The organism is Kribbella sp. VKM Ac-2569 (assembly GCF_004216905.1).
Lineage (GTDB): Bacteria > Actinomycetota > Actinomycetes > Propionibacteriales > Kribbellaceae > Kribbella.
This window is the reverse complement of record NZ_SGXJ01000003.1, coordinates 324,323-346,617: the sequence shown is the minus strand read 5'-3', so window position 1 is coordinate 346,617 and position 22,295 is coordinate 324,323. Positions and strand designations below refer to the sequence as shown.

23 protein-coding genes are annotated in these 22,295 nt (G+C 68.0%); 7 read left to right on the top strand and 16 right to left on the bottom strand.

Going from position 1 to position 22,295, the window contains the following annotated elements; translation table 11 throughout:
- Positions 1-120: 120 nt before the first annotated feature.
- From EV649_RS21905 to hpnC, 10 genes are all read right to left on the bottom strand, one after another.
- Positions 121-939 (bottom strand): YihY/virulence factor BrkB family protein, encoded by an 819-nt coding sequence (locus tag EV649_RS21905; RefSeq protein ID WP_157996282.1) that lies wholly within the window; start codon positions 937-939, stop codon positions 121-123.
- Positions 940-1,174: 235 nt separating this feature from the next.
- Positions 1,175-1,585 (bottom strand): PRC-barrel domain-containing protein, encoded by a 411-nt coding sequence (locus tag EV649_RS21900; RefSeq protein WP_130385421.1) that lies wholly within the window; start codon positions 1,583-1,585, stop codon positions 1,175-1,177.
- A gap of 222 nt (positions 1,586-1,807) precedes the next feature.
- Positions 1,808-3,589: a 1-deoxy-D-xylulose-5-phosphate synthase gene (locus EV649_RS21895; protein WP_130385420.1), complete on the bottom strand. Its 1,782-nt coding sequence runs from the start codon at positions 3,587-3,589 to the stop codon at positions 1,808-1,810.
- Positions 3,586-4,584: an adenosyl-hopene transferase HpnH gene (hpnH, locus tag EV649_RS21890; RefSeq protein WP_241998655.1), complete on the bottom strand. Its 999-nt coding sequence runs from the start codon at positions 4,582-4,584 to the stop codon at positions 3,586-3,588. Before hpnH ends, EV649_RS21895 begins: the two co-directional genes overlap by 4 nt.
- Positions 4,585-4,592: 8 nt before the next feature.
- Positions 4,593-6,065 (bottom strand): 4-hydroxy-3-methylbut-2-enyl diphosphate reductase, encoded by a 1,473-nt coding sequence (gene ispH / locus EV649_RS21885; protein ID WP_130385418.1) that lies wholly within the window; start codon positions 6,063-6,065, stop codon positions 4,593-4,595.
- Positions 6,062-7,969, bottom strand: coding sequence for a squalene--hopene cyclase (shc, locus tag EV649_RS21880; protein ID WP_198682625.1), 1,908 nt, complete (start codon positions 7,967-7,969; stop codon positions 6,062-6,064). Before shc ends, ispH begins: the two co-directional genes overlap by 4 nt.
- Positions 7,966-8,979 carry a polyprenyl synthetase family protein gene (locus EV649_RS21875; RefSeq protein ID WP_130385417.1) on the bottom strand — a complete coding sequence of 338 codons (1,014 nt, stop codon included), beginning with the start codon at positions 8,977-8,979 and terminating at the stop codon, positions 7,966-7,968. Before EV649_RS21875 ends, shc begins: the two co-directional genes overlap by 4 nt.
- On the bottom strand, positions 8,976-10,316 hold the full coding sequence (hpnE, locus tag EV649_RS21870; protein WP_130385416.1) for a hydroxysqualene dehydroxylase HpnE: 1,341 nt from the start codon (positions 10,314-10,316) through the stop codon (positions 8,976-8,978). The genes EV649_RS21875 and hpnE overlap by 4 nt, the downstream gene beginning before the upstream one ends.
- Positions 10,313-11,176: a presqualene diphosphate synthase HpnD gene (gene hpnD, locus EV649_RS21865; RefSeq protein WP_130385415.1), complete on the bottom strand. Its 864-nt coding sequence runs from the start codon at positions 11,174-11,176 to the stop codon at positions 10,313-10,315. The genes hpnE and hpnD overlap by 4 nt, the downstream gene beginning before the upstream one ends.
- Positions 11,173-12,048, bottom strand: a complete 876-nt coding sequence (hpnC, locus tag EV649_RS21860) for a squalene synthase HpnC (protein ID WP_130385414.1) — start codon at positions 12,046-12,048, stop codon at positions 11,173-11,175. Before hpnC ends, hpnD begins: the two co-directional genes overlap by 4 nt.
- A gap of 169 nt (positions 12,049-12,217) precedes the next feature.
- On the opposite strand from hpnC, the gene EV649_RS21855 reads away from it, so the two are divergent.
- A complete protein-coding gene (locus tag EV649_RS21855; protein ID WP_130385413.1) occupies positions 12,218-13,402 on the top strand; it encodes a helix-turn-helix domain-containing protein in 1,185 nt (394 codons plus the stop codon).
- Here the strand turns inward: EV649_RS21855 and EV649_RS21850 are convergent.
- The 3 genes from EV649_RS21850 to EV649_RS21840 form a co-directional block, all read right to left on the bottom strand.
- Positions 13,358-14,620, bottom strand: a complete 1,263-nt coding sequence (locus tag EV649_RS21850; RefSeq protein ID WP_130385412.1) for a wax ester/triacylglycerol synthase domain-containing protein — start codon at positions 14,618-14,620, stop codon at positions 13,358-13,360. The two genes, EV649_RS21855 and EV649_RS21850, sit on opposite strands and share 45 nt — an antisense overlap.
- Before the next feature lie 27 nt (positions 14,621-14,647).
- Positions 14,648-15,418: an SDR family NAD(P)-dependent oxidoreductase gene (locus EV649_RS21845; RefSeq protein ID WP_198682624.1), complete on the bottom strand. Its 771-nt coding sequence runs from the start codon at positions 15,416-15,418 to the stop codon at positions 14,648-14,650.
- Positions 15,419-15,800: 382 nt separating this feature from the next.
- The gene (locus EV649_RS21840; protein WP_130385410.1) at positions 15,801-16,058 is read right to left on the bottom strand and encodes a metal-sensitive transcriptional regulator; all 258 of its coding nucleotides are present in this window, start codon (positions 16,056-16,058) and stop codon (positions 15,801-15,803) included.
- A gap of 156 nt (positions 16,059-16,214) precedes the next feature.
- On the opposite strand from EV649_RS21840, the gene EV649_RS21835 reads away from it, so the two are divergent.
- From EV649_RS21835 to EV649_RS21820, 5 genes are all read left to right on the top strand, one after another.
- A complete protein-coding gene (locus EV649_RS21835; RefSeq protein ID WP_130385409.1) occupies positions 16,215-17,603 on the top strand; it encodes an MBL fold metallo-hydrolase in 1,389 nt (462 codons plus the stop codon).
- A 28-nt stretch (positions 17,604-17,631) separates the two neighbouring features.
- Positions 17,632-17,799 carry a hypothetical protein gene (locus EV649_RS41175; protein WP_198682623.1) on the top strand — a complete coding sequence of 56 codons (168 nt, stop codon included), beginning with the start codon at positions 17,632-17,634 and terminating at the stop codon, positions 17,797-17,799.
- A gap of 383 nt (positions 17,800-18,182) precedes the next feature.
- The gene (locus EV649_RS21830; protein ID WP_130385408.1) at positions 18,183-18,629 is read left to right on the top strand and encodes a CBS domain-containing protein; all 447 of its coding nucleotides are present in this window, start codon (positions 18,183-18,185) and stop codon (positions 18,627-18,629) included.
- A 19-nt stretch (positions 18,630-18,648) separates the two neighbouring features.
- Complete coding sequence (locus EV649_RS21825; protein WP_130385407.1) at positions 18,649-19,938, top strand: ArsB/NhaD family transporter; 1,290 nt, start codon at positions 18,649-18,651, stop codon at positions 19,936-19,938.
- A gap of 204 nt (positions 19,939-20,142) precedes the next feature.
- On the top strand, positions 20,143-20,478 hold the full coding sequence (locus EV649_RS21820) for a hypothetical protein (RefSeq protein ID WP_130385406.1): 336 nt from the start codon (positions 20,143-20,145) through the stop codon (positions 20,476-20,478).
- Between the two features lie 4 nt (positions 20,479-20,482).
- On the opposite strand, the gene EV649_RS41685 is transcribed toward EV649_RS21820, so the two are convergent.
- From EV649_RS41685 to EV649_RS21805, 3 genes are all read right to left on the bottom strand, one after another.
- Positions 20,483-20,752, bottom strand: a complete 270-nt coding sequence (locus EV649_RS41685; RefSeq protein ID WP_241998514.1) for a hypothetical protein — start codon at positions 20,750-20,752, stop codon at positions 20,483-20,485.
- The gene (locus EV649_RS41385; RefSeq protein WP_130385405.1) at positions 20,734-20,982 is read right to left on the bottom strand and encodes a hypothetical protein; all 249 of its coding nucleotides are present in this window, start codon (positions 20,980-20,982) and stop codon (positions 20,734-20,736) included. Before EV649_RS41385 ends, EV649_RS41685 begins: the two co-directional genes overlap by 19 nt.
- Before the next feature lie 61 nt (positions 20,983-21,043).
- Entirely contained in the window at positions 21,044-21,808 is a 765-nt protein-coding gene (locus EV649_RS21805) for an alpha/beta hydrolase (protein WP_130385404.1), read from the bottom strand.
- A gap of 59 nt (positions 21,809-21,867) precedes the next feature.
- On the opposite strand from EV649_RS21805, the gene EV649_RS21800 reads away from it, so the two are divergent.
- Positions 21,868-22,281: a helix-turn-helix domain-containing protein gene (locus EV649_RS21800; RefSeq protein WP_130385403.1), complete on the top strand. Its 414-nt coding sequence runs from the start codon at positions 21,868-21,870 to the stop codon at positions 22,279-22,281.
- Positions 22,282-22,295 lie beyond the last annotated feature (14 nt).

Below are 22,295 nucleotides of genomic sequence, written 5' to 3'. Positions count from 1 at the left end.
GCTGCGTCGGCGTGCCGGCTGGGTTCCGGTGGAGACGTCTGAAGTGTCGTCGGTGCATGGTCAGTCCCCTCCTCGCGCCGAAGGGCTCACTGCCAGTGTGCGCCGTGATTCGGCGGTACGTCACGTCCGCGACGGGCGGCGGGACTGGGTCTGGGCATTCGCCTCGGCGCCGAGCAGGACGGCGAGCGCGGTGAGGTAGAAGAAAAGCAGCGCGGCGATCGGAGCGCTGATCGGACCGTAGATGTTGACGGTGTCGAAGGCGTAGCGCAGGTAGACCCGGACGGCGGCCGCGCCGGCGAGCCAGATGACGGTGGCGATGGCGGCGCCCGGCAAGTGCTCGCGCCATCTGGAGCGGAGCGGTACGGCGAAGTGGTAGAACGTGACCAGAGCGAGCACGGACAGAATCAGCAGGCTGGGCCAGTACGTGAGCCGGAGAAGTGTCTGAGCCAGGTCGTGTCCGGTGGGCGACATGAGCCGGAGCAGGGTTTGCGGACCCACGATCAGCAACGGCAGCAGGACGACTCCGATGAGTACACCGGCCAAGTACATGCCGAGGGCGAGGATCCGGCTGTGCGCGGCGCCGCGGTCACTGCGCTGCCCATAGGCGATGGCGACGGCGTTCACATAGCTCGCAGTCGCGGTCGAGCCGGCCCAGAGAGCAAGGAAGAAGCCGACCGATGCGACGTCAGCGCGGCCCTTGGTGAGGACGTCGTCGACAAGGGGCCGGACCAGACTGTTCACAGTCGTAGGGGTCAGAGCTTGCGATGCGATGTGGATGAGTCGCGGTCCTATCTCCGTACCGAAATCCGCGCCGAAAGCACTGCCCAGGTAGCCGACCAGACCGAGCATGCACAGGGCCAGCGGGGGAAGCGACAGAAGCATCCAGAACGCGATCTCCGCGGCCATCCCGAGCACCCGATGCCGCCACGCGCTCTGCACCGTGGCGACGATCCCCCCACCCGTTCGTGCCGAGAATTCGGTCAATCGTTTACGCCATCGCATGCTGCCGCGGTTGTCAGTTGCCACCTGGCGGCCCTCCGAACCTCTCCGCTACGAACGCAGTGGAAGGTACTCGCCGGATGACTGATCGTCGCCCGAGCCACGGCAGACACCAGTACTTGTACCAACCTCCCGGCACCCGGGCTCACACTCACACCGGACCAGGCCTGGCAAGTCAGCGCCGGAAGGGTGGGTACACGTAGCCGGGTCCCCAGAACGGCGGGTAGCCCCAGTAGCCGTAGAGATCCTCGTAGTACTGCGGCTCCGGTACGACTTCCGGGTCGTAGACCGGACCGCCCGCGACGTGGGTCCGTTCTGTGGAGATCCGAACGGTGTCCTCGTCGACGCCGGTAATGGCATCGACCGGGACGAGTTGCTTCTTCTCGCCGAGTCCGAGGAACCCACCCGACCCGACCAGGAGGAACCGGGCCCGCCGTTCGTGTTCGTCGATGATCAGCCCTTCGACGTCGCCGACCTCGTCACCGTTACGATCCACCACTTTCCGGCCACGGAGGTCGTCGGCAGGCTCAGCCAACGTCAGAGCGGTGTCGTTCAGGTTGATCAGTGTGCCAGGTGCCTCGTCCATCGATCCTCCCGAACGGTGCGATTGTGGGTGGCCGTGATCACTCGACCGGCACCCTTCCAGGCCACCAGAACCGCACGGTCATCGCCCTCCCTGTCCCCGCGCCAGGATCGCCCCAAACGGCACGTGCGGTCTCCTCCCTCCATCTTCTTCTGATGTGCCTGCACCCGACTCCTTAAAACGACCATGAGAATTGCCGCCGCGATCAAGAACCCGACCGCGGACTCACGCTGCGGCTGCGACGACGCGGGTGATGCCTTCCGGGTCCAGGCCGTGAGCGTGGAGGAGGTTGGTGCGGTCGCCGGCTGGGATGAAGTTGCCGGGGAGGCCGAGAGTGAGCAGTTCGGGGTGTGACGCCATACGCCGGAATGCCCGTGCGAGCGCATCGCCGAAGCCACCCGTTAGTGCGTTGTCCTCGATCGTCACCACGAGTCGGTGCTCGCCGGCGAACCGGACGAGTTCGGGATCGATCGGGCTGATCCACCGCGGATCGGCGACGGTTGCCCGGATTCCCAGCTCGCGGAGGCGACCGCAGGCCTCCACCGCAGCGGCAGCCAGCGGCCCGACCGGCAGGAGCAGGACCTCAGACCGCCCGTCCGTCAGCAACTCCGCACTGCCGACAGTTCCGCGCGCGCGGATGGCGGCCCCGTCGCGTCCACGGGGAAACCGAAGCATGGTGGGCCCACGCTCGTGAGCGACGCATGCGCGCAACAGGCCCCGCAGCTGCTGAACATCTCGAGGCGCCGCGATCCGTAAGCCCGGAACCAGCCCGAACAGGGACAGATCCCACATCCCGTGGTGGGACGGCCCGTCCGGACCGGTGATGCCGGCCCGGTCCAGGACGAAGGTGATGGGTGCTCGGTGAAGTGCGGCGTCCATCAGTACCTGGTCGAAGGCACGGTTGAGGAACGTCGAGTAGATCGCGACGACGGGATGCAGCCCTGCCGTGGCCAGCCCGACGGCCGAGGTCACTGCGTGCTGTTCGGCGATCCCGACGTCGAACACACGCTCGGGATACCGGCAGGCCAGTGGAAACAGCCCTGTCGGCCGCACCATCGCCGCGGTCACGGCGACCAGATCCGCCCGCTCGTCCGCGATCGCCACCAATTCCTGGCCGAACACATCCGTCCAGTTGGGGCCAGGAACCTGCTTGGCAGCACCATCGGAGCGCGCCGGGTTGACGGTGTGGTGGTGGTCGGCGTCGTCGAGCTCCGAGGGCGTGTGGCCGGCGCCTTTGCGGGTGACGCAATGCACGACAACTGGGTGCTGCAGGAGCGCGGCGGTACGCAGCGCCGCCTCCAGCGCCAATGCGTCGTGGCCGTCGACCGGCCCTAGGTACGCGAGACCGAGCTGCTCGAAGACGTTGCCCCGTGCCTTCCCGGTCCGCAGCGCTCGCAATTGGGCGGCCAGAGATCCGACGGTCGGTTCGTACGATCGCCCGTTGTCGTTGAGCACGATGACGACCGGCCGGTCCGGCGCCGCCGCGATGTTGTTGAGCGCCTCCCAGCACATCCCACCGGTCATCGCACCGTCTCCCACGATCGCGACGACCCGTCGCTCGAGCGAACCGGTGAGCTGAAAGCCCTTCGCCAGGCCGTCGGCGTACGAAAGCGCGGTGGAGGCGTGCGAGTTCTCGACGACGTCGTGCTCACTCTCGGACCGGCTCGGGTAACCCGACAGCCCGCCCGCCTGTCGCAAGGTGTCAAAACGGTCGAGCCGGCCGGTGAGCATCTTGTGCACGTATGTCTGGTGCCCGGTGTCCCAGACGAACAAATCCCGTGGCGAGGTGAAGACTCGATGGAGCGCGATCGTCAACTCGACGACACCGAGATTGGGGCCGAGATGCCCGCCCGTACGCGTGACCTGGCGGACCAGTTGCGCACGGATCTCGTCGGCAAGTCCGCGCAGTTCGGCCGCCGCCAGCCGCTGGAGATCGGCGGGTGAAGCCACTGTGTCCAGGAGTCGCTTGCTCGCGGCGGGACGCTCGTCGACGTCCGACGTAGTCATGATCCGACCGCGGCACGGATGGTTTGCCGCAGCGACCCCATGGTCGCCACGACGGCTGTCGGCTCGTACCCGCAATGCGCCATGCAGTTCGCACACCGGGGATCCTTGCCGCGGCCGTACGCGGCCCAATCGGTTTCCTGGAGCAGTTCCTTGTACGTCGCGACGTACCCGTCCTCCATCAGGTAGCACGGCCGTTGCCAGCCCTTGAGCGAGTACGACGGGATCGCCCACGCCGTGCAGGAGAAGTCGACCCTGCCCTCAAGGAAGTCCAGGTACAGCGGCGAGTGGTTCAGCCGCCACTTCTTCCGGCGTCCACCGGCGAACGCCTTGGCGAACAGCTGCCGGGTCTCCTCAGGACCGAGCCAGTGCTCCTGGTCCGGCGCCTTCTCGTACGCGAACCCGGGCGAGATCTGCATGTTGTCGACTCCGAGCTCGTCGTTCAGATAGTCCAGTACGTCGATGACGTCCTGCGGCGTGTCCGTGTCGAAGAAGGTCGTGTTGGTCATCACCCGGAACCCGGCCGCTTGGGCCTGCTTGATCGCGGCGACCGCCTGGTCGAACACACCGTCCTTGCAGACCGAGGCGTCGTGGCGCTCGCGTAACCCGTCGATGTGGACCATCCAGGCGAAGTTGCGGTGCGGCGTGAACTTGTGCAGGTGCTTGGGCAGCAGCAACGCGTTGGTGCACAGGAAGACGATCTTTCGCCGGGCCAGCAACTGCCGGACGATCTCGTCGACCTCCTTGTGCATCAACGGCTCGCCGCCGGCGATGGAGACCATCGGGGCACCGCTCTCCTCGATCGCGCGGACCGCCTGCTCGACCGGCATCCGCTGCTTGAGGACCGAAGCGGGATGCTGGATCTTGCCGCAACCGGCACAGGCGAGATTGCATGCGAACAACGGCTCGAGCTCGACCAGCAGTGCGAACTTGTCCCGTCGCAGCAGCTTCTGCTTGAGCAGATAACCACCGAGGCGGATCGATTGACGCAGGGGCATCGCCACGGTCAGCTCACCTCCCTGGGCAGGGTGAATCGAATGTCCTCGTCGACCACGCTGGTCTCGGTGACCGCGACCCGGCCGAGGCCGGACAGGCAGCGGATCAGATCGTCGACGAGCTGGGGTGGTGCGGATGCGCCGGCTGTGACGCCGATACGGCGTACGCCGCGTAGCCAGCGCAGATCGACGGCGCTCGCGTCGTCGACCAGGTACGCCCGGCTGCCCTCGGCCGCAGCGACCTCCACGAGCCGATGAGAGTTGGACGAGTTCGCCGATCCCAGCACGAGGACAAGGTCGGCGGTCCGCGCGACGGCACGCACGGCGAGCTGCCGGTTCGTGGTTGCGTAGCAGATGTCGTCGCTCCGCGGTCCGGTCAGTGCGGGGAACCGATCGCGGAGGACGGCCGCTGTCTGCTCAGCCTCGTCGACGGCGAGGGTGGTCTGCATGACGTACGAGACTCGCTGCGGATCGGCGACGCTCACCTGCCCGGCCTCGTCGGGACCGGACACGACGACCACCTGGCCGGGCGCCTCACCACGGGTGCCGACGACCTCTTCGTGGTCGCTGTGGCCGATCAGGAACACCGTGTTGCCGCGCGCAACAAAACGCCGTACCTCGCTGTGCACCTTGGCGACCAGGGGGCAGGTGGCGTCGATGACCCGGAGATTGCGTGCGGCGGCGTCGGTGCGGACCTGCGGCGCGACGCCATGGGCCGCGAGCACGGTGACGCTGCCGGCGGGGATCTCCGAGACCTCCGCGACGAAGATCGCGCCGCGCCGCTCCAGGTCGCCGACGACATGGATGTTGTGCACGATCTGACGGCGTACATAGACCGGCGGCCCGTACTTCGCGAGCGCACGTTCCACGGTCTCGACAGCACGCTCGACGCCGGCGCAGAACGACCTCGGACCCGCCAGGACGACCTCGCGATCTCCGGTCGCGGCGGCCCAGTCGTCGATGACCGGCGCAGCGCGGCGCAGAACCCCAAGTGCCTTCGGCCCGCGAATCAGCGTCCCTGGACGAACCAGCCGGTGGTCAGGCGTGTCCACGACCGCGCGGATCACGGCAGCCTGGCCCAGAGGTGCGGCCGCGGCCAGCAGGGCAGATTCGGTGTCGACGACGAGGGCGCCGGTCGCTCCGAGCGTACGGCGGGCATCCGGCGCGTCGACGATCCGCCGGGTCGTCACGATCGGCCCGTGGTGCACCCGCAGGCCGGCACGCCGTAACGCACCCGCGAGGAACGGGGATGCATGGCTGAGAACGGGCTCGGCGTCCCCACGGATCTCGTCCGCGACGACGAGGTCGCCGGGCCGAAGTCCGTTGCCTAGGGCACCCGCCACGCCAGCGACCAGCACCGGCCGGCCACTGGTTCGCTCGAGGCCGCCGTCCGATGACCGTCCGGTACGGACGACATCGGCCGTGAGCCGGTCGCGGACGGCGAGCCACTCGGACCACAGCGGCGTACTGACGATTCCGGTCATCGGCTGCTCCGCGCGACGTAGCGGCCGAGCGCCCAGATCGGGAAGACAAGGCGGTAGATCTCGTAGTTGATGTAGAAGTCGCCCGGAAAGCCGGTGCCGGTATAGAGGTCCTCGTCCCAGCCGCCGTCCGCGCGCTGGGTGCTCACCAGATGATCGATGCCACGGTCGACCGCGGCCGAGTCCTCCCCGGCGGCAAGCAAAGCGAGGAGCGCCCAGGCGGTCTGCGAAGCGGTCGAGTCACCCCGGCCGATCCACGCCGGATCGTCGTACGAGCGCAGGTCCTCGCCCCAGCCACCGTCGTCGTTCTGATGATCCTCCAGCCAGCGCACGGCGGCTTGTATCGCCGGCGCATCGGAGGTTGTCCCCGCCGCAATCAGCGCCGGGACAACGGCACCGGTGCCGTAGACGTGATTGGCACCCCAGCGACCGAACCACGACCCGTCAGCCTCCTGCGCATCGAGCAGCCACCGTACGCCGCGCCGGCACGGCTCCTCGTCCGTACGACCCTCGGCAGCAAGCATCTCGACCACATGGGCGGTGACGTCGGCCGACGGCGGATCGATGACGGCACCGAAGTCGCAGAACGGCAGCGCGTTCGCCAGCGTGTGGGTGTTGTCGGCGTCGAACGCACCCCAGCCTCCGTCGCGCGACTGCATCCCGGTCGTCCAGAGGACCGCACGATCGATCACCGCCCGCAGCCTCGTCGGATCCGGATCATCCACCCTGCGCAAGGCGAGCACGATCTCGGCGGTGTCATCGGTGTCGGGATAGTTGTCATTGGCAAACTCGAAGGCCCACCCGCCCGGCGGCAGGTCGGGACGACGGACCTGCCAGTCACCCGTGGCCAGGATCTGTTCGCCCAGCAACCAGTCGGTCGCCTTGAGGACGGCCGGGTCGTCGGCCGGAACTCCCGCGTCCAGCAATGCCGCCAGAGCTAGCCCCGTATCCCACACCGGCGACTGACAGGCCTCCAGCCACCGCACGGGACCGTCGGGCGAGGAGGCACGGACAGTGAACCCGTCGAGTCCCTCGATTCCGGCGCGCATCGCAGGATGGTCGAGCGGATACCCCAGCTGGTGCAGCGCGATGAGCGAGTACACCCACGGGGGCTGGATGCCGCCCCAGCCACCATCGGCTTCCTGACGCGCCAAGATCCACTCGGCGGCAAGGCGCATCGCCTTCTGCCGCAGGCGTTTGAGCGGCCGGCGACGATACTTGTGCAGCACGGTGTCGAGGCGCCGGAAGAACCCAGAGATGCGGTACGCCGGTTGTCGTGGCGGCGGAACTGCCCCGGTCTTCAGTTCGGCGATGCCGAAGCCCACCGGATGCACGGGCTGCAGGGCACTGACGATGGTGAGCGGCACGATCGTCTGCCGGGCCCAGCAACCCAAGTTGTAGATGTTGAGCGGCGCCCACGCCGGCAGATACATGATCTCCGGCGGCAGGGCCGGACAGTCGTCCCAGCTCCACAGTCCGAACAACGCCAGCCAGATGTGGGTGAACACCCGAGCGCGCTCGACCCCACCCTCAGATCGCACGAACTCGGCAGCCCTGCGCAGGTGCGGTGCATCGGCCCGATCACCGGCCAAGCGCAGGGCGACCCACGCCTCGACCGTGGTCGACAGGTCGCCCGGCCCGCGGTGGAAGGTCGCCCACGAACCGTCGATCCGTTGCTGGGAACGGATCCATCGGGCCGTCTCGTCGTTCGTCCGCGGCGTGGCGATGCCGAGGACCGTCCGCAGCATCAGGTCCTCGGCATCCATCGTCACGTTGGTGGCGAGCAGACCCTTCCACCAGCCGTCCTCGTGCTGCCGCCCACGAAGGTGATCCACGGCCGCATCGAGGGCGGTCCGTGCGTCGGCCGTCGTACCGATCATTGAATCGGCGCGCTCGCCGGCCGTCATGCTTGCCTCTCGATCACGAAGTTGGCGATGCCGCCGAGCCGATTCCGGGCGAGATCGTCGAGCTCTGCCTGGCGTAGCGCCTGCTCGGCCACGCCGATGCGGCGCCGCGCTTCCTGATTCGCCCACTCCCTGCCACCGGCCAGCTCGATCAAGCGGGCGGCGTACTGAAGCTCGTCCTCCGTCGGGGTTCTCTCACGACGCAGCCAGGCGGCCAGCTCCCGTCCAGGCGCGCCACCGTGATCGAGCGACCAGGTGACGGGCAACGTCTTCTTGCGCGCGACCAGATCGGAGAACACCGGCTTGCCCGTGATCGCGGGCGAACCCCAGATCCCGAGCAGGTCGTCGACGAGCTGGAACGCCATCCCCAGCTCGGCACCGAACCTGGACAGGCACGACACGGCCTGCTGAGGCGCACCCGCCAGGATCGCGCCGATCGCCGCACTGACGCCGAGGAGGGCGCCGGTCTTGCCGGCCGCCATGTCGAGACACTCGTCCAGCCCCACGTCGTTGCGTTCCTCGAAGGCGAGATCGAGCACCTGACCGCGAATCAGCTCTCGAGTGGCGACGGCCAGTTCCCGACCGGCCGCTTGCCCGTACGGCGAATCGCCCTCGGTCAGCACCTCGTGGGCAAGGGACAGGAGCGCGTCACCAGCCAGTACGGCGGTCGCGTCGCCCCAGACCGCCCATACGGTCCGGCGATGGCGGCGCTCGGTATCGCGATCCATCAGATCGTCGTGCAGCAAGGAGAAGTTATGGACCAGCTCGACCGCGACCGCCCCCGGCAACCCCGGTTCGGGTCTACCGGCGACAGCCTCGGCTGCGAGGAGGGCGAGCGCGGGCCGCAGGGTCTTGCCCGGGTTCGCCGCGGTCGGCGTACCGTGCTCGTCGGACCAACCGAGGTGGTACGAGACGACCAGGCGGGTGAACGGATCGAGGCGCTCGACGGCCAGGCGCAAGGCCGGTGCGACCAGGCCGCGACTGCGGTCGAGGGTTTGCGCGGTGATCGTCAAAGCACTGCCTCCCGACGTTCAGCGGGGCGTCGTGCGAGCAGCGCGGCCGCCGCGGCCTCTCCGCTGCGAACGGCGCCCTCCATGGTTGCGGGCCAACCGGTGTCGGTCCACGCACCGGCCAAGTAGAGACCAGGCAGCGCCGTGCGCGCTGATGCACGCAGGCCGGCCGTGCCCGGTCGCTGCCGGAAGGTGGCGTGCCGTTCTCGGGTGACGAAGAAGTCCAGCAGCCGCGCCTCGGCGGTGATCCGCAGCAGCCGCTCCAGGTGCGGCAGCAAGCGGTCACGCAACACCGGGACCGGCGTGTCGACGATGTCATCCGCCGCCGACAGCGACACCGCAATGTACTGCCCCTGCTTGAGTCCGGCCTGCCGGGTGCGGTCGAACACCCACTGCAGCGGGCTGTCGACGGCCGCGAAGAACGACTCACCGAGCACGACCCGGTCGTAGATCGCATGGAGGTTGACGATCGGCGTGCTGCCCAGCTCGTCCGCCCATCCCGGCTCCAGCTCGATCGCGCCCGCCGGTGCGAGCCGTTCGGCGGCCGCCGGCGGAACTGCCAGTACGACGTCGTCGAAGGCGGCATCGTCCACGGTCCAGCCGTCGCCGGCCGGTACGACCTCACGAACCCTGGACCGGGTTCGCACCCTCACCCCCGCCGCCGTCAGCGCACGCAGCGCCGCGTCGCCGTGCAACTCCTGCAGCGGCACGAGAGACCAGCCGATGTCGGCCGCCGCGGCGGACTCCAGCAGACCGAGCTGGAAGACCGTAGCAGCCAGCGCCAGGGAAGCTCGCTCGGCCGGCGCATTCAGCGTCGCGATGCCGATCAGGTCCCAGACGGTCTCGATGGCCCGCTGATCCTGACCGTGCGCGGTGAGCCAGTCGCCGAAGGACAGGCCATCGGTCTCGGGATCGGTGCGATCCACCCGACCGAGCGCCAATGCCGCGCGCACCACCCGCGCCCGAGCGGTGCGGCTCAACCATCGGTAACGCGCCAAGGTTGCCCCGAGATGCAGTGGTGCCGGCAATGCCGTACGGCGAAGTCGCCCGTCTCGCCTGTCAAGTTCGCTGCGAACCGGTACGTCGAGCCGGTCCTGCACGGTGACCTGGTCAGCGACACCCAATCGCTCCAGGAAACTCTGGTACGCCGTGCAGCAGCGCAGGAACACGTGCTGGCCGTTGTCGATCCAGAGACCGTCGCGCCGGAACGAGTGGGTGAGACCACCCAGTCGGGGCCGTGCTTCGAACAACGTGACCGCAAAGCCTTCATCGGCGGATCGCAGTGCCGCGGTGATGCCGGCCAGGCCGCCTCCGACCACTCCGACGCGCCGTGTGGTCACCGTCGTCCTCCACCGGCCAAGGCGGTCACGGCGACGCGCGCCTTCTGGGCGACACTGAGCGACAACCGCTGGTCGTAGACGAGAACCGGATCGTCGGCGATGCGCCCCAGCAGATGGTGATAGATGCCGGACATCGCCCGGCAGCACGCCGCGCTGCGCCGGTCCAGGTGCGGGACCAGCCGCAGCCCGAGCGAATACCAGTCACCCGCGCGATCGGCGGCGTACCGGATGTAGGCGGCGAGCCGGCCGGACGGGTCCTCCAGCATGCCGAAGTCGTCGAAGCGCAGTTCCACGCCGTACCGATCGAGCTCGTCCTTCGGGAGGTAGACGCGGCCGTTGCCGAGATCTTCGCGGATATCGCGCAAGATGTTGGTCTGTTGCAGCGCGATCCCGAGCTGGTCGGCGTACAGGGATGTTCTCGGGTCGGTGGTGTTGCTGCCGAAGATCGACAGGCACAGGCGGCCGACCGACCCGGCGACGTGACGGCAATACGTGACGAGCTCGTCGAAGTCGGCGATCCGGACGTCCCCCAGATCCAGCTGGACACCGTCGATGAGATCCTCGAACGCCGACAGCGGCACCGGGAACCGGCGCGCGGCGTCATTCACCGCGGCCAGCACCGGGTCACTGCTGTCGCCCAGCCTGCCCAGGTCCTTGCGGACCCCGGCAAGCGCCGTCTCCTTGTCCGCGGTCGCGTCGTCGCCGTCCCCGATGTCGTCGATCCGGCGCGCGAGTGCGTAGATCGCGCAGAGCGCGGATCGTTTGGACGGCGGCAGCAAGCGGATGCCGTAATAGAAGTTGCGTGCCTCCGTGCGGGTGATCTGCTCGCAGGTGACGTACGCCTGCTCGATCGTGCTCATCGCACCGGCCGCCGTGCTGCCAGCAGGCCGAGGATCCGGGCTGCAGTCGCTACTCGGGACGGCTGGGCCGACTGGCCCAGTACGTCACCGTCGGTCTGCCTCAACGCCGATACGGTGGCCTGTCCCCCGGCGATGAAGCCGGCCACGCTGATTCGGCCCCAGCCCTGCAATTGCCGCACGATCGCCATCCCTTCACCGAGCATTCCGGCGGCCCGCTCGATCTCGAACCGCATCAAGGCACGAAGCTGAGGGCTCGCACTCCCCCGATCCAGCTCGTGCTCACCGACGCCGTACCGCCGAAGCTCCTCCTGCGGCAGGTACACGCGACCGGCCCGCCGGTCCTCACCGACGTCCTGCCAGTGCTCGAGCAGTTGCAACGCGGTGCAGACCTGATCGGACCGGGCGACCGTCTCTGGGGTCGCCTGTCCGAAGACCTCGAGCACCATCCGGCCGACGGGGTCGGCGGACAGCGTGCAGTACCGGCGGAGGTCCTCGAAGGTCTCGTACCGCGACACCACCTGGTCCTGCAGGTTCGCCTCGATCAGGCGCTCGAACGGTTCGGCCGACATCGCCCGGTCGTGCACCGTCCGGGCCAGCCTCCGCAGTACGGCGTTCGACGGCTGACCGCGCGTCCAGATCGTGCCGAGGTCCGTCGCCAGCTCGTGCAGCCGTGCAGTCCGGTCACCGGTGAACGCGTCGCCGATCTCGTCAACCATCCGGGCATAGCCGTAAATGGCGTGCAGGTGGTCGCGGTACCGACGCGGGAGGAACCGCAGCGCGACCGGGAAGTTCTCCGCGTTCTCACGGATGCGGAACGCTTCCTCGCCGGTCGGCGAGGAAGGTCCGGGCGGCCGGTCACGCGAGCTGGCCATATCAGACATCTTCGGCCGTTCCGATCGCCAGGTCTGCCGCTGCCGGAGTGATTCCTGGACCTCAAAATTGTCACGACCGTACAATCTGGAACGCGGCTGGACCTTCGGAGCGGCAGCAGAAGTGGCCAGGGAGCGATATCGGCGCGAGGGAGCACGGCGAGACAGGGCGATGACTACAGAAGGGGCGCAGGGCCGGACGCGACTGGAGCTTGCCCTCGACAGCCATCTACCGGAGCTGATCGCCGAGGTGCGGGACCTGCTGGCCGACGGCTGGCCGGAGTACGCCGCGTTCCTCGACCAGAATCCGGACGGGATGCAGCAAGCCGCCGAACTGTTCGTCCACCGGCTCCTCGACATGGCCGAGCACGGCCGGTCGGAGTCCCGGATCGACCGTCTCGAAGGCGCACAGACGATCCAGATCGTCTTCGAGCAGATCGGCCGCCGCCAGTGGCAGGCCGGCGCCGACCTCACCCGTCTGCTCACCGCCTACCAGCTCGGCGCACGCACGGCCTGGCGGCACGTCTCCGCCACAGCGCTTGCGCTCGAGGTCCGGCCGGATGTCCTGGCCGCCCTCGCCGAGGCCGTGTTCGACTTCATCAACCAGCTCTCCTCGGCCTCCGCGCGCGGCTACGTCCTGGAACAGAGCGAGGACGTTTCAGCCCGGGAACGCAACCGCGAGGAGCTGGCCGACCTGCTGCTGTCCGATCGGTCGGGCATGAGCGTGATCCGGGAGGCGGCTGCCCGGGCCAACTGGCCGCTCCCCTCCACCGGGGCCGTCGTGCTGGTGGACGCGAACACCGATGTCGCCCGGCGGGTGCTGTCACACGTGGACGCGGGATCCCTGCCGGTACGGCACGAGCAACTGTCCGGCGCCATCGTTCCTGATCCCGGCCTGTCCGGCCGCCGGGACCAACTCCGTCGCGCACTCCGGGGAGCCAACGCGGTGATCGGCCACACCGTGCCGCTCGAGCACCTGCCGCGCAGCGTCGCGATCGCGCAGATCGCAGTACGGCTGAGGCAGACGGGCATTCTCGCCGACGATCCGGTGTTCGCCGACGAGCATCTGGACACGATCATCGTCCATCGCGACGAACTGCTGATCGGCTTCCTGCGCGAGCAGATACTCGCACCGCTCGACGATCTCCCGGCCGGAGCCCGGGCGAGGCTGATCGAAACACTTACCGCCTGGCTGCGGCACATGGGCGACCGTACGGCGATCGCCGAGGAACTGCACATCCACCCGCAGACCGTGCGCTACCGAGTCGCCCAGCTGCGCGAACGGTTCGGCGATCAACTGGACTCGCCGCGGTCACGCGCGCGACTCTTCCTCGCTCTCGTCTGGCCCGTGCGCTGAGACGAGTTGCTCGACCCGTGCCGCAAGGACGTCTGCGTCGAAGGTCGCCGGATCGGTGGCGAGACCGATCCCGAGTGAGCCGGTCCAGCTCAGGGCGCCCATCGCGAGCGGGGATCCGGGTGCCAGCGGCAGGATCGGGTAAACAGTCGCGATCGTGACTCCGTCCATCGACAGCGATTGCGTCGGGCCGGGCATGTTCGACACGATGGCGTGGAAGAAGCGACGCCCGTAGACGGCCCGCGCGAACCAACCGGCCGCAGGCCCCGGCAAAGCTCGCAGGCCGGTCGTCATCACGAACCGCGAGGCTACTGCGCGGCTCGGCGTCCGAAGACGCGTGGTCCGCCGGCTGATCTCGGTGACGAGTTCATCGAACGGACGGCCGTCGAGTGGTACGTCGACCATCACGGCCGCGGTCGCGTTGGTCTCCGCCGCCACCGCGGTGTCGCGCAGCATCAGCGGCACCGTGACGCGCATCCGGCCACCTAGCCGGGTGGCGACCTCTGGATGCGTACTGACGACCGCCTCGGCGACCAGACCGAGCAAGAGATCCGTCACCCGGACGCCCCACCTGGAGGCGGCACGCCGTACGGCGGCCAACTCGAGATCGGCCGTGGCGAACTCCCGCCGCGCCGACATCGTCTCGAGACGTCCCCCCGCTCCGCCGTCGGTGGCCAGTTGCGCCAACCCGGCGATAGTTGCTCCAATCAACTGTGCGCGACCGGGGGTGGTACCGCGGACACCGGGCAACTCGACGCGCGGCCGGAACAGATTCAGCGCCTGGATCATCGTGCCGATTCCGTCCGCAACGGCATGATGCAGCAGCAGAATCATCGCCGAAACCCCGGGCTCCAGGTCGCGGACCATCACAATTCGCCACATCGGGCGATCCCGGGCCATCGGGATCGCGGCCAGCTCGGCGACGATCCGGCGTACGCCTGCCCAGCCATCCGTCGAGCGACGTTCGCCGATGTGCCACGACCAGTCAACCTCGGCAACGTCGATCCACCGCTGCCGGCGCCAGCGCGACGACGGCTCCAACCGCTGGCGGAACCGGGGCAGTCTGCCGAGCTCGCCCTTCACCAGTTCGGTCACACGCTCGACCGACAACGCCTTGTCATCGCTCGATTCGAACACGACCAGCCCACCGACGTGCTGCGGCGCCTCGGCGGTCTCGACATGCAGGAAGAACGCGTCACTCGAGGGCATGACCACGGCCATCCATTCGTCATAGCACAAAGGGTGGATTCAGCCCGATCTGACCGACTCCCCGAAATGGCCGGCGAGCCGCCGGTAAGCGCCAGGGAACACCGCCCGTACGATGCCGGCGAGCCTGATCCAGCGCGGAACCCAGCTCTCGGCCCGATCCTGCTCGATTGCTCGGACGATCGCGCGCGCGACTGTCTCCGGACCGACCGGCCGAGGTATGCGCCGGTCGTACGCGCGACCCCTTACGGAGAAGAAACCGGTGCCGACCGCCGCCGGAACGACGACGCCGACCTGGACGCCCGTACCGGCCAGCTCCAGCCGCAGACTCTCCGCGAACGCGTCCAGGCCCGCCTTGGCCGCCGCGTACACCGCCTCCCCCGCGACGCCGGTCCGTCCCGCGACGGACGACACGAGGATCAGACATCCCGTCCGCCGCTCGACCATCCCCGGCAGCAGCAACCGCGCAAGACGCATCGTCGCGACGAGATCCACCGCAACCAACTCTGCAATCTCGTGGTCGCTCATCTCGACGAACGGCCCCGACCACCCTCGACCGGCGTTTGCGATCAGCACATCCACCCGGCCATGCACCGCCAGCGCCTGCCCGGCCAGAGACCCCACAGCGTCGCGCTCACGCAAGTCAGCCTGCACCGCAACGCCGTTGACCTGATCCGCAACATCCTGCGTTCGCCGCACATCGCGCCCATGCACCAAGACCACGGCCCGCGCAGCCGCGAGCTCCAGGCACACGGCACGACCGATGCCGGCCGACCCGCCGGTCACCAACACCACCGCGCCATCCAGCTCCAAGACCGGCCCTCCAGTGCTCCGCCCGTTCACCATACCGATCGGGTATCGACGCCGGCTGCACCATCAGTCACCGTTCCAGGCCGACCTGTACGATATCCGTGCAAATCTGCCGAACGTCCTGTGCGGGGTACCTCGATCATCGCCACGATCCGCGTTGGGACCATCCGACCGGTAGACGCTGCGACCTCCGCCGTCACGAGCGCCAGCTCCGCGCCCGCCAAGTCTGGCTCTTCCACTCCGGCCCGATCGGCGCCAGCCGTGACCAGGAGCGGCCGTCTCACCCGACGTGGGCCGCCTGGCCCGCGCGTTCCAGGCACCACCGATCAAATAGCCGCCGCCCTGACGACGCCGGAACCCGCTACCTGAGCGCGCTGTCGTCGGCTCAGGCCAGGGCGAGGAAGAGCTTCTCCATCTTCGCCACGTCGACGTCGCTGTTCTCGTCGGTGAGGCAATGCTGCAGACCCGTGCTGACGATCGCGTACCCGGCCCGCGACAGCGCCTTGTTGACCGCGGCCAACTGGGTCAGCACAGCCTCACAGTCCGCGCCTTCCTCCATCATCCGGATCACGCTGCCGAGATGCCCGTGAGCGCGCTTCATCCGCGTGATGATCGGCTTGATCTCGTCCGGCTCGAACTCCATCGAATCTCCTCCGTCGGCTCCACGAAGCACTGGATCAGCGCCGTCGCGACCGAGTCTATATCCCCCTGGGGGGATATGTTACCGTCGGATATCGAACCCCCTAGGGGGATCCATTCAGGAGCAGCTCCGGACACCCCATCCGCAAGTGAGGACACGATGACCGACCACAGCGCGCTGCCTGCCGGACTGGCGATCCGCACCATCGAGACGCCGTCGCTCGGTGACCGCAGCTACGTCGTCCACGACGGCGACGTAGCGTTCGTCATCGATCCACAGCGCGACATCGACCGGATCCTGGAGATCCTCAGAACCGACGCCGTACGCCTGACCCACGTCTTCGAGACCCACATCCACAACGACTACGTCACCGGCGGCTTCGCGCTCGCCCAGGCCACGGGCGCCGCCTACCTGACCAACGCCGACGACAACGTCGAGTTCGACCGGACGCCGCTGCACGACGGCGACACTGTCCAGATCGGCGACCGGATGCGGGTCCGCGCGATCCACACCCCCGGCCACACCTTCACGCACCTGTCCTACGCCCTGACCGACGACGCTCAGCCGATCGCTGTCTTCACCGGCGGCTCCCTGCTGTACGGCGCGACCGGACGCCCCGATCTCCTCGGCCCCGACCACACCGACGCCCTCGCACGTCACCAGCACCACTCCGCGCACAAACTCACCCACGCACTTCCCGACGACACCGAGGTCTATCCCACTCACGGCTTCGGCTCGTTCTGCTCCGCCACCCAGTCCGAGACCGCCCAATCGACCATCGGGCAGGAAAAGCGCTCCAACCGCGCCCTGACCCAGGACGAAGAGGACTACGTCCGCGACCTGCTGGACGGCCTCGGCGCGTGGCCCGCCTACTACGCACACATGGCACCCACGAACTCCGCCGGGCCCGAAGCTCCCGATCTCTCACTACCCGAATCCGCTGATCCCGCTGAGCTGCGCCACCGCATCGAGACCGGCGAATGGGTCGTCGACCTGCGCACCCGCACCGCCTTCGCCGCCGGCCACGCACCCGGCACCCTCAACTTCGGCCTCGACGGCTCTTTCTCCACCTACCTCGGCTGGCTGATCACCTGGGGAACGCCAGTAACCCTGCTCGGCGAAACCGCCGCCGACGTCGCGTTGGCGCAGCGCGAACTGGTGCGCATCGGCATCGACCGCCCCGCCGCGCACGCCACCGGCGAACCCGAACAGTGGAGCCTTGACGCACCCGTCTCCTTCCCGACCGCCACCTTCGCCGACCTCGAGCTCGTCCGGCATCACCGCGACATCGTCGTGCTGGACGTACGCCGTACCGAGGAACACACAGCGGCCCGGATCGAGGGCGCAGTCAACATCCCCATCCATGAACTGCCACGCCGACTCAGTGACATCCCACCCGGCGAGCTGTGGATCCACTGCGCCGCGGGCTACCGCGCCTCCATCGCTGCTTCGTTCCTGCACGTCGCCGGCCGCACCCTCGTCGCCGTCGACGACAAGTTCGAGAACGCCGCGAAAGCCGGTCTGCACCTCGTCGGCCCGGAAGCCTGACAGCCCAACCCAGCAAGGAGAAATCACCATGTGCCGACCCGTCACCTGCAAGACCTGTTCCAAGACCACGTGGGCCGGCTGCGGCCAGCACGTCGCACAGGTCAAGGCGATGGTCCCCGCGAACCAGTGGTGCCCCGGCCACCCCGAGGCCGAGCGCCAAGGTGGCAGCTGGCTCGGCAGACTACTGGGACGCTGATCCACGACTGACCGTTTCAGGCTCGGGTCGAGCGTCCGGGCCCCCAGAGCTACGCGATCCGGACGCGGCCGTACTTCGATGTCGTGGTCCATGGCCTCCACCACGTTCTCCGCCCACGCCAGCGGCCAATGCCGACAGGTGGTGGGAATTGGTTGCCGATGGCATGGGCTGCGGCACCGTGGTTCGCGAGTTCGTTTGCGCCGGTGACCGGTGATGGGAGAGGCTTGGCGGCGGAGCGCCGGGAAGTCTGGTCGGCAGTACCCGCCCTCAACCGGGGTGCGGGTCGATCGACGACCCCGGAGGCGGCATGGCGTTGGAAGCATCCCACGGTCAGGACCTGCTGACGTCACGTGAGCCTGACGGTTCCGGCGTATCGTGCAGGTGTGCACGGAGAGCAGATGGCCGAGGCGTTTCCAGTGGTCGGCCTGGATACCGACGCGCGCGAGGCGGTCGAGCTGCTCGCCTCGCGGCGCTTGCCGGGGCTGATCGTGGTCGACGAGAAAGGCCGGCCACACTCGGTGCTGCCCGCGTCGCAGGTGGTGCGCTTCCTGGTTCCGACGTACGTGCAGGACGATCCGTCGCTGGCCCGAGTGATGGACGAGCCACTGGCCGACCAGGTAGCAGACCGGCTGGCCGGACTGACCGTCCGCAAGCTCCTGCCGAGGGAGCCCGTCGAGGTGCCAGTGGTCAACCACGACGACACCGTCATCGAGGTAGCGGCCATCATGGCCCGGCTGCGGTGCCCGCTGGTCGCGGTCGTGAAAGACGACGAGATCCTGGGCGCGATCACCGCATCCCGGCTGCTGGAACTGGTCGTCGCGGCGCACTGACCGACGGACCGGTGATCACGTGACCGTGATCGCCGTCGCCGTCTTCGCGGTCGCCTATGTGCTGATCGCGACGGAGTGGACACACAAGCTCCTCGCCGCACTCGGCGGCGCGGCCGTGCTGCTCGCCCTCGGGGTCACCGATTCCGAGCATGCGTTCTACTCCCACGACACCGGCATCGACTGGGACGTCATCTTCCTGCTGCTCGGCATGATGATCATCGTCGGCATCCTGCGCCGCACCGGAGTCTTCGAGTACGTCGCCATCTGGGCCGCCAAACGCGCCAAAGGATCGCCGCTACGGGTGATGATCCTGCTCACGCTCATTACCGCCGTCGCCTCCGCCTTCCTCGACAACGTCACCACCGTGCTGCTGATCGCACCGGTCACGCTGCTGGTCTGCGACCGGCTCGGGATCAATCCCGTCCCCTTCCTGATCGCCGAGGTGATGGCCTCCAACATCGGCGGCACCGCCACGCTGATCGGCGACCCGCCGAACATCATTATCGCCAGCCGCTCCGGGCTCACCTTCAACGACTTCCTCCTCCACCTGACCCCGCTCGTCGTCATCGAGCTGATCGTGTTCACGCTGGTCCTCCCCCGCCTGTTCAAGGGATCGTTCGCCGTCGACCCGGACAGGGTCGAGAACGTCCTGCGGCTGAACGAGCGCGAGGCGATCCAGGACACCCGCCTGCTCATCAAGTGCGGCATCGTCTTGCTGGCCGTGTTCACCGGGTTCGTCGGGCATGCGCTGTTCCACGTGGCGCCCTCGGTGGTGGCGCTGCTCGGCGCCGGTCTGCTGGTACTGATCTCCGGGGTGCCGACCAGGGACTACATGTCCAGCGTCGAATGGCAGACACTGCTGTTCTTCGCCGGCCTGTTCGTCATGGTCGGCGCCCTGGTCAAGACCGGCGTGATCGGCAACCTCGCCGACCAGGTCGGCAACGCGACCAACGGCAGGCCCCTGCTGGCCGTGATGCTGATCCTGGGCGTGTCAGCGGTCCTGTCCGGCATCGTCGACAACATCCCGTACGTCGCCACGATGAGCCCCGTGGTCCTCGAACTGACCAAGACCATGAACGACCCGGCCCACGCCAACGCCCTGTGGTGGGCGCTCGCCGCAGGAGCCGACTTCGGCGGCAACGCGACCGCCGTCGGAGCCAGCGCCAACGTCGTCGCCATCGGCATCGCGCTGCGCGCCGGCAACCCGATCACCTTCTGGGAATTCACCCGCAAGGGCGTGGTGATGACCGCGATCACCATCGCCGTCGCGGCGCCGTACCTGTGGCTGCGCTACTTCGTCCTGTCCTGACCGTCGCCGCTCGGACAGCAACTGGCAGCGATCGTTGCGCGCGGCAAGCGTCACAGCGGGGCCTTGGATCGTTAAAGATGGTTCGAAACCACGATCCCTGTAACGCGGCCGGGTGGTTGCTCGATGTCAGGAGTACGCAGTCTGGTGTGCCGGGAAGTCCGGTCGGCGACGTCTGGACCCACATCCCGCCAGGAGGCGAACCGCATGTCACAGCGCGACGACAGCCTCACCGCAGCCGGCGGACCCAACGAGGATCAGCGCATGACCATCCCTTGGCCAGTACGACGAATCGACACGCCGGCAGCCCAAAGCCTCGTGCCGGTTCTGTCCGGCCAGGAGGCACTGATCGTCGCTGAACTGCTCGAACAGATCGCCGACGATCCGACCAGCGACCAGAACGCGATCGCACAACTACTCATCATGAGAATCCACGACCGACTCGAGATCATCGAAGATCCCGCGGGAGCCCTGGAATCCCAGCAGCCGGGCAAACTCATCTCGTTGTTCACCACACCTTCAGATCCGCACCAGCAAACCTGATACCTCAGTGACCGGCGCCGAGTTGGCCGGCCAGGCGTTCGTGGCGTTCGGCTCTGGAGGGGTTCAACCCGACGATCTGGACGGTCTTGCCGTAGCGGGCGTACTTGGTCGTGATCGCGTCGAGAGTGGCGACGGTCGAGGCGTCCCAGATGTGGGACTCGGTCAGGTCGATGACGACGCGGCGGGCGAACAGGATCATGGCGACGATGACACCGACGACCACGCCGATGGCGAGGTTGTGGGTGATGACGACGATCACGACCGTCGACAGCATGACGATGGTCTCGCTGCGCTAACCACACGCGGGTTTGGCTCGATGGAAACATCGGCCACCCGCGTTTTGTGGTTGTAGGAGACTTCAAGGCGCAAGGCGCCGTACAGATCGGCCAGATCACCTCGCTCCGCCCGGTCCAAAACCGCCTTCATCGCGCCGAGCTCCTTCACCATCGCGCGGATGTCTTCAGCGCTCAGCCGCTCGGCCCGGCTATATGGCTGCAGCAGCATTCCTCCGGCGGAACATTCGCTCGGCCGCTTCCGTCACGTCGTGCCGCAGGTGGAACGCCGCCTAGACGTTGTTGAGCCACGGAAGCAGCGCCGCCAGGAGCCGGTCCGGAGCGTCCAGCGGAATCAAGTGTCCGCAGTCGTCGAACTGGACCGCGGTGAGGTTGTCCGCCGATGCGCTGAGCTGACTTGCTAGCACCGGCCCAACAGGCTGAGCGCCGATCGCGAGAACCGGTAGGTTCAGGCGCCGCTCGCGCAGCAGTGGCGTCAGCTCCTGTGCCGTACGCGGCATCGCGCGGTAGTGCTCGAACGCAGAGGCCAAGGCCTGCGTCCCCGTGTAAGCGGAAGCGAACGCGTCGGTCAGCTCAGGTCCGATGCCCGCGCCGTCAACCGTGCCGGCACGCAGGAACCATTCGATGTACTCGCGCTCATGACCGACCAGCACCTTCTCCGCGAGCCCAGGCACCTGATGGAAGCCGAACCACCACGGCAGGCCTCGCTGCGCGAACGCTTCCGCTCCGGCGATGCCGGGCAGCACCGCCTCCATGACCGCCAGCCGATCTGTGCGGGCAGGATGTTCGAGGGCGAACCCCACGGCCGCCGGGACACCCGCGTCGATTCCCACCACTGCGGTGCGCTCCACACCAAGGGAGTCGAGGAGACCGGCCAGCCAGCCCGCGAGCTCGAGCGCCGATCCCCCCGCGACCAGGTCCGGCGCGATCACCCGGTACGACTCCGACAGTCTCGGTACGACGAGCTCCCACAACCGATGCGTGTGCGGAAAGCCGTGCAGCAGTACGACAGCGGGACCCACGCCGGTGTCGATCACCAGAATCCTCCTCGGTTACCGTTGGTTACCTGGAACACCGTAGAAACCGGGGAGACACCATGGAAGACCGCACTTCCGGGACACCTGGTCACCCTGAGGTGACCGCCCGGCGGGGCGATCTGTTCAGTCCGGCGTGCCCGACCCGCCGACTGCTCGATCGCGTCGGCAGCAGGTGGGTCGTGATGATCGTCAAGACCCTCGCCGAGTCCGGCGAACTGCGGTACGCGGACCTCAAACGCCGTACGCCGGGTGTCTCGGCGAAGATGCTCACGCAGACGCTGCGCGGGCTCGAGGAGGATCAGCTCGTGACGCGCCGCGTTGAGCCGAGCATCCCGCCTGCCGTGTACTACGCCCTCACCCCACTCGGACTCACCCTCGACGAGCCCCTTGCCGCGCTCCGCGAATGGGCGGAGACCCACATGCCCGAGATCGACGCCCGCCGATCCCGGGCCGGAAGACTTCGAAACCCGTGACCGCACTCGGATGC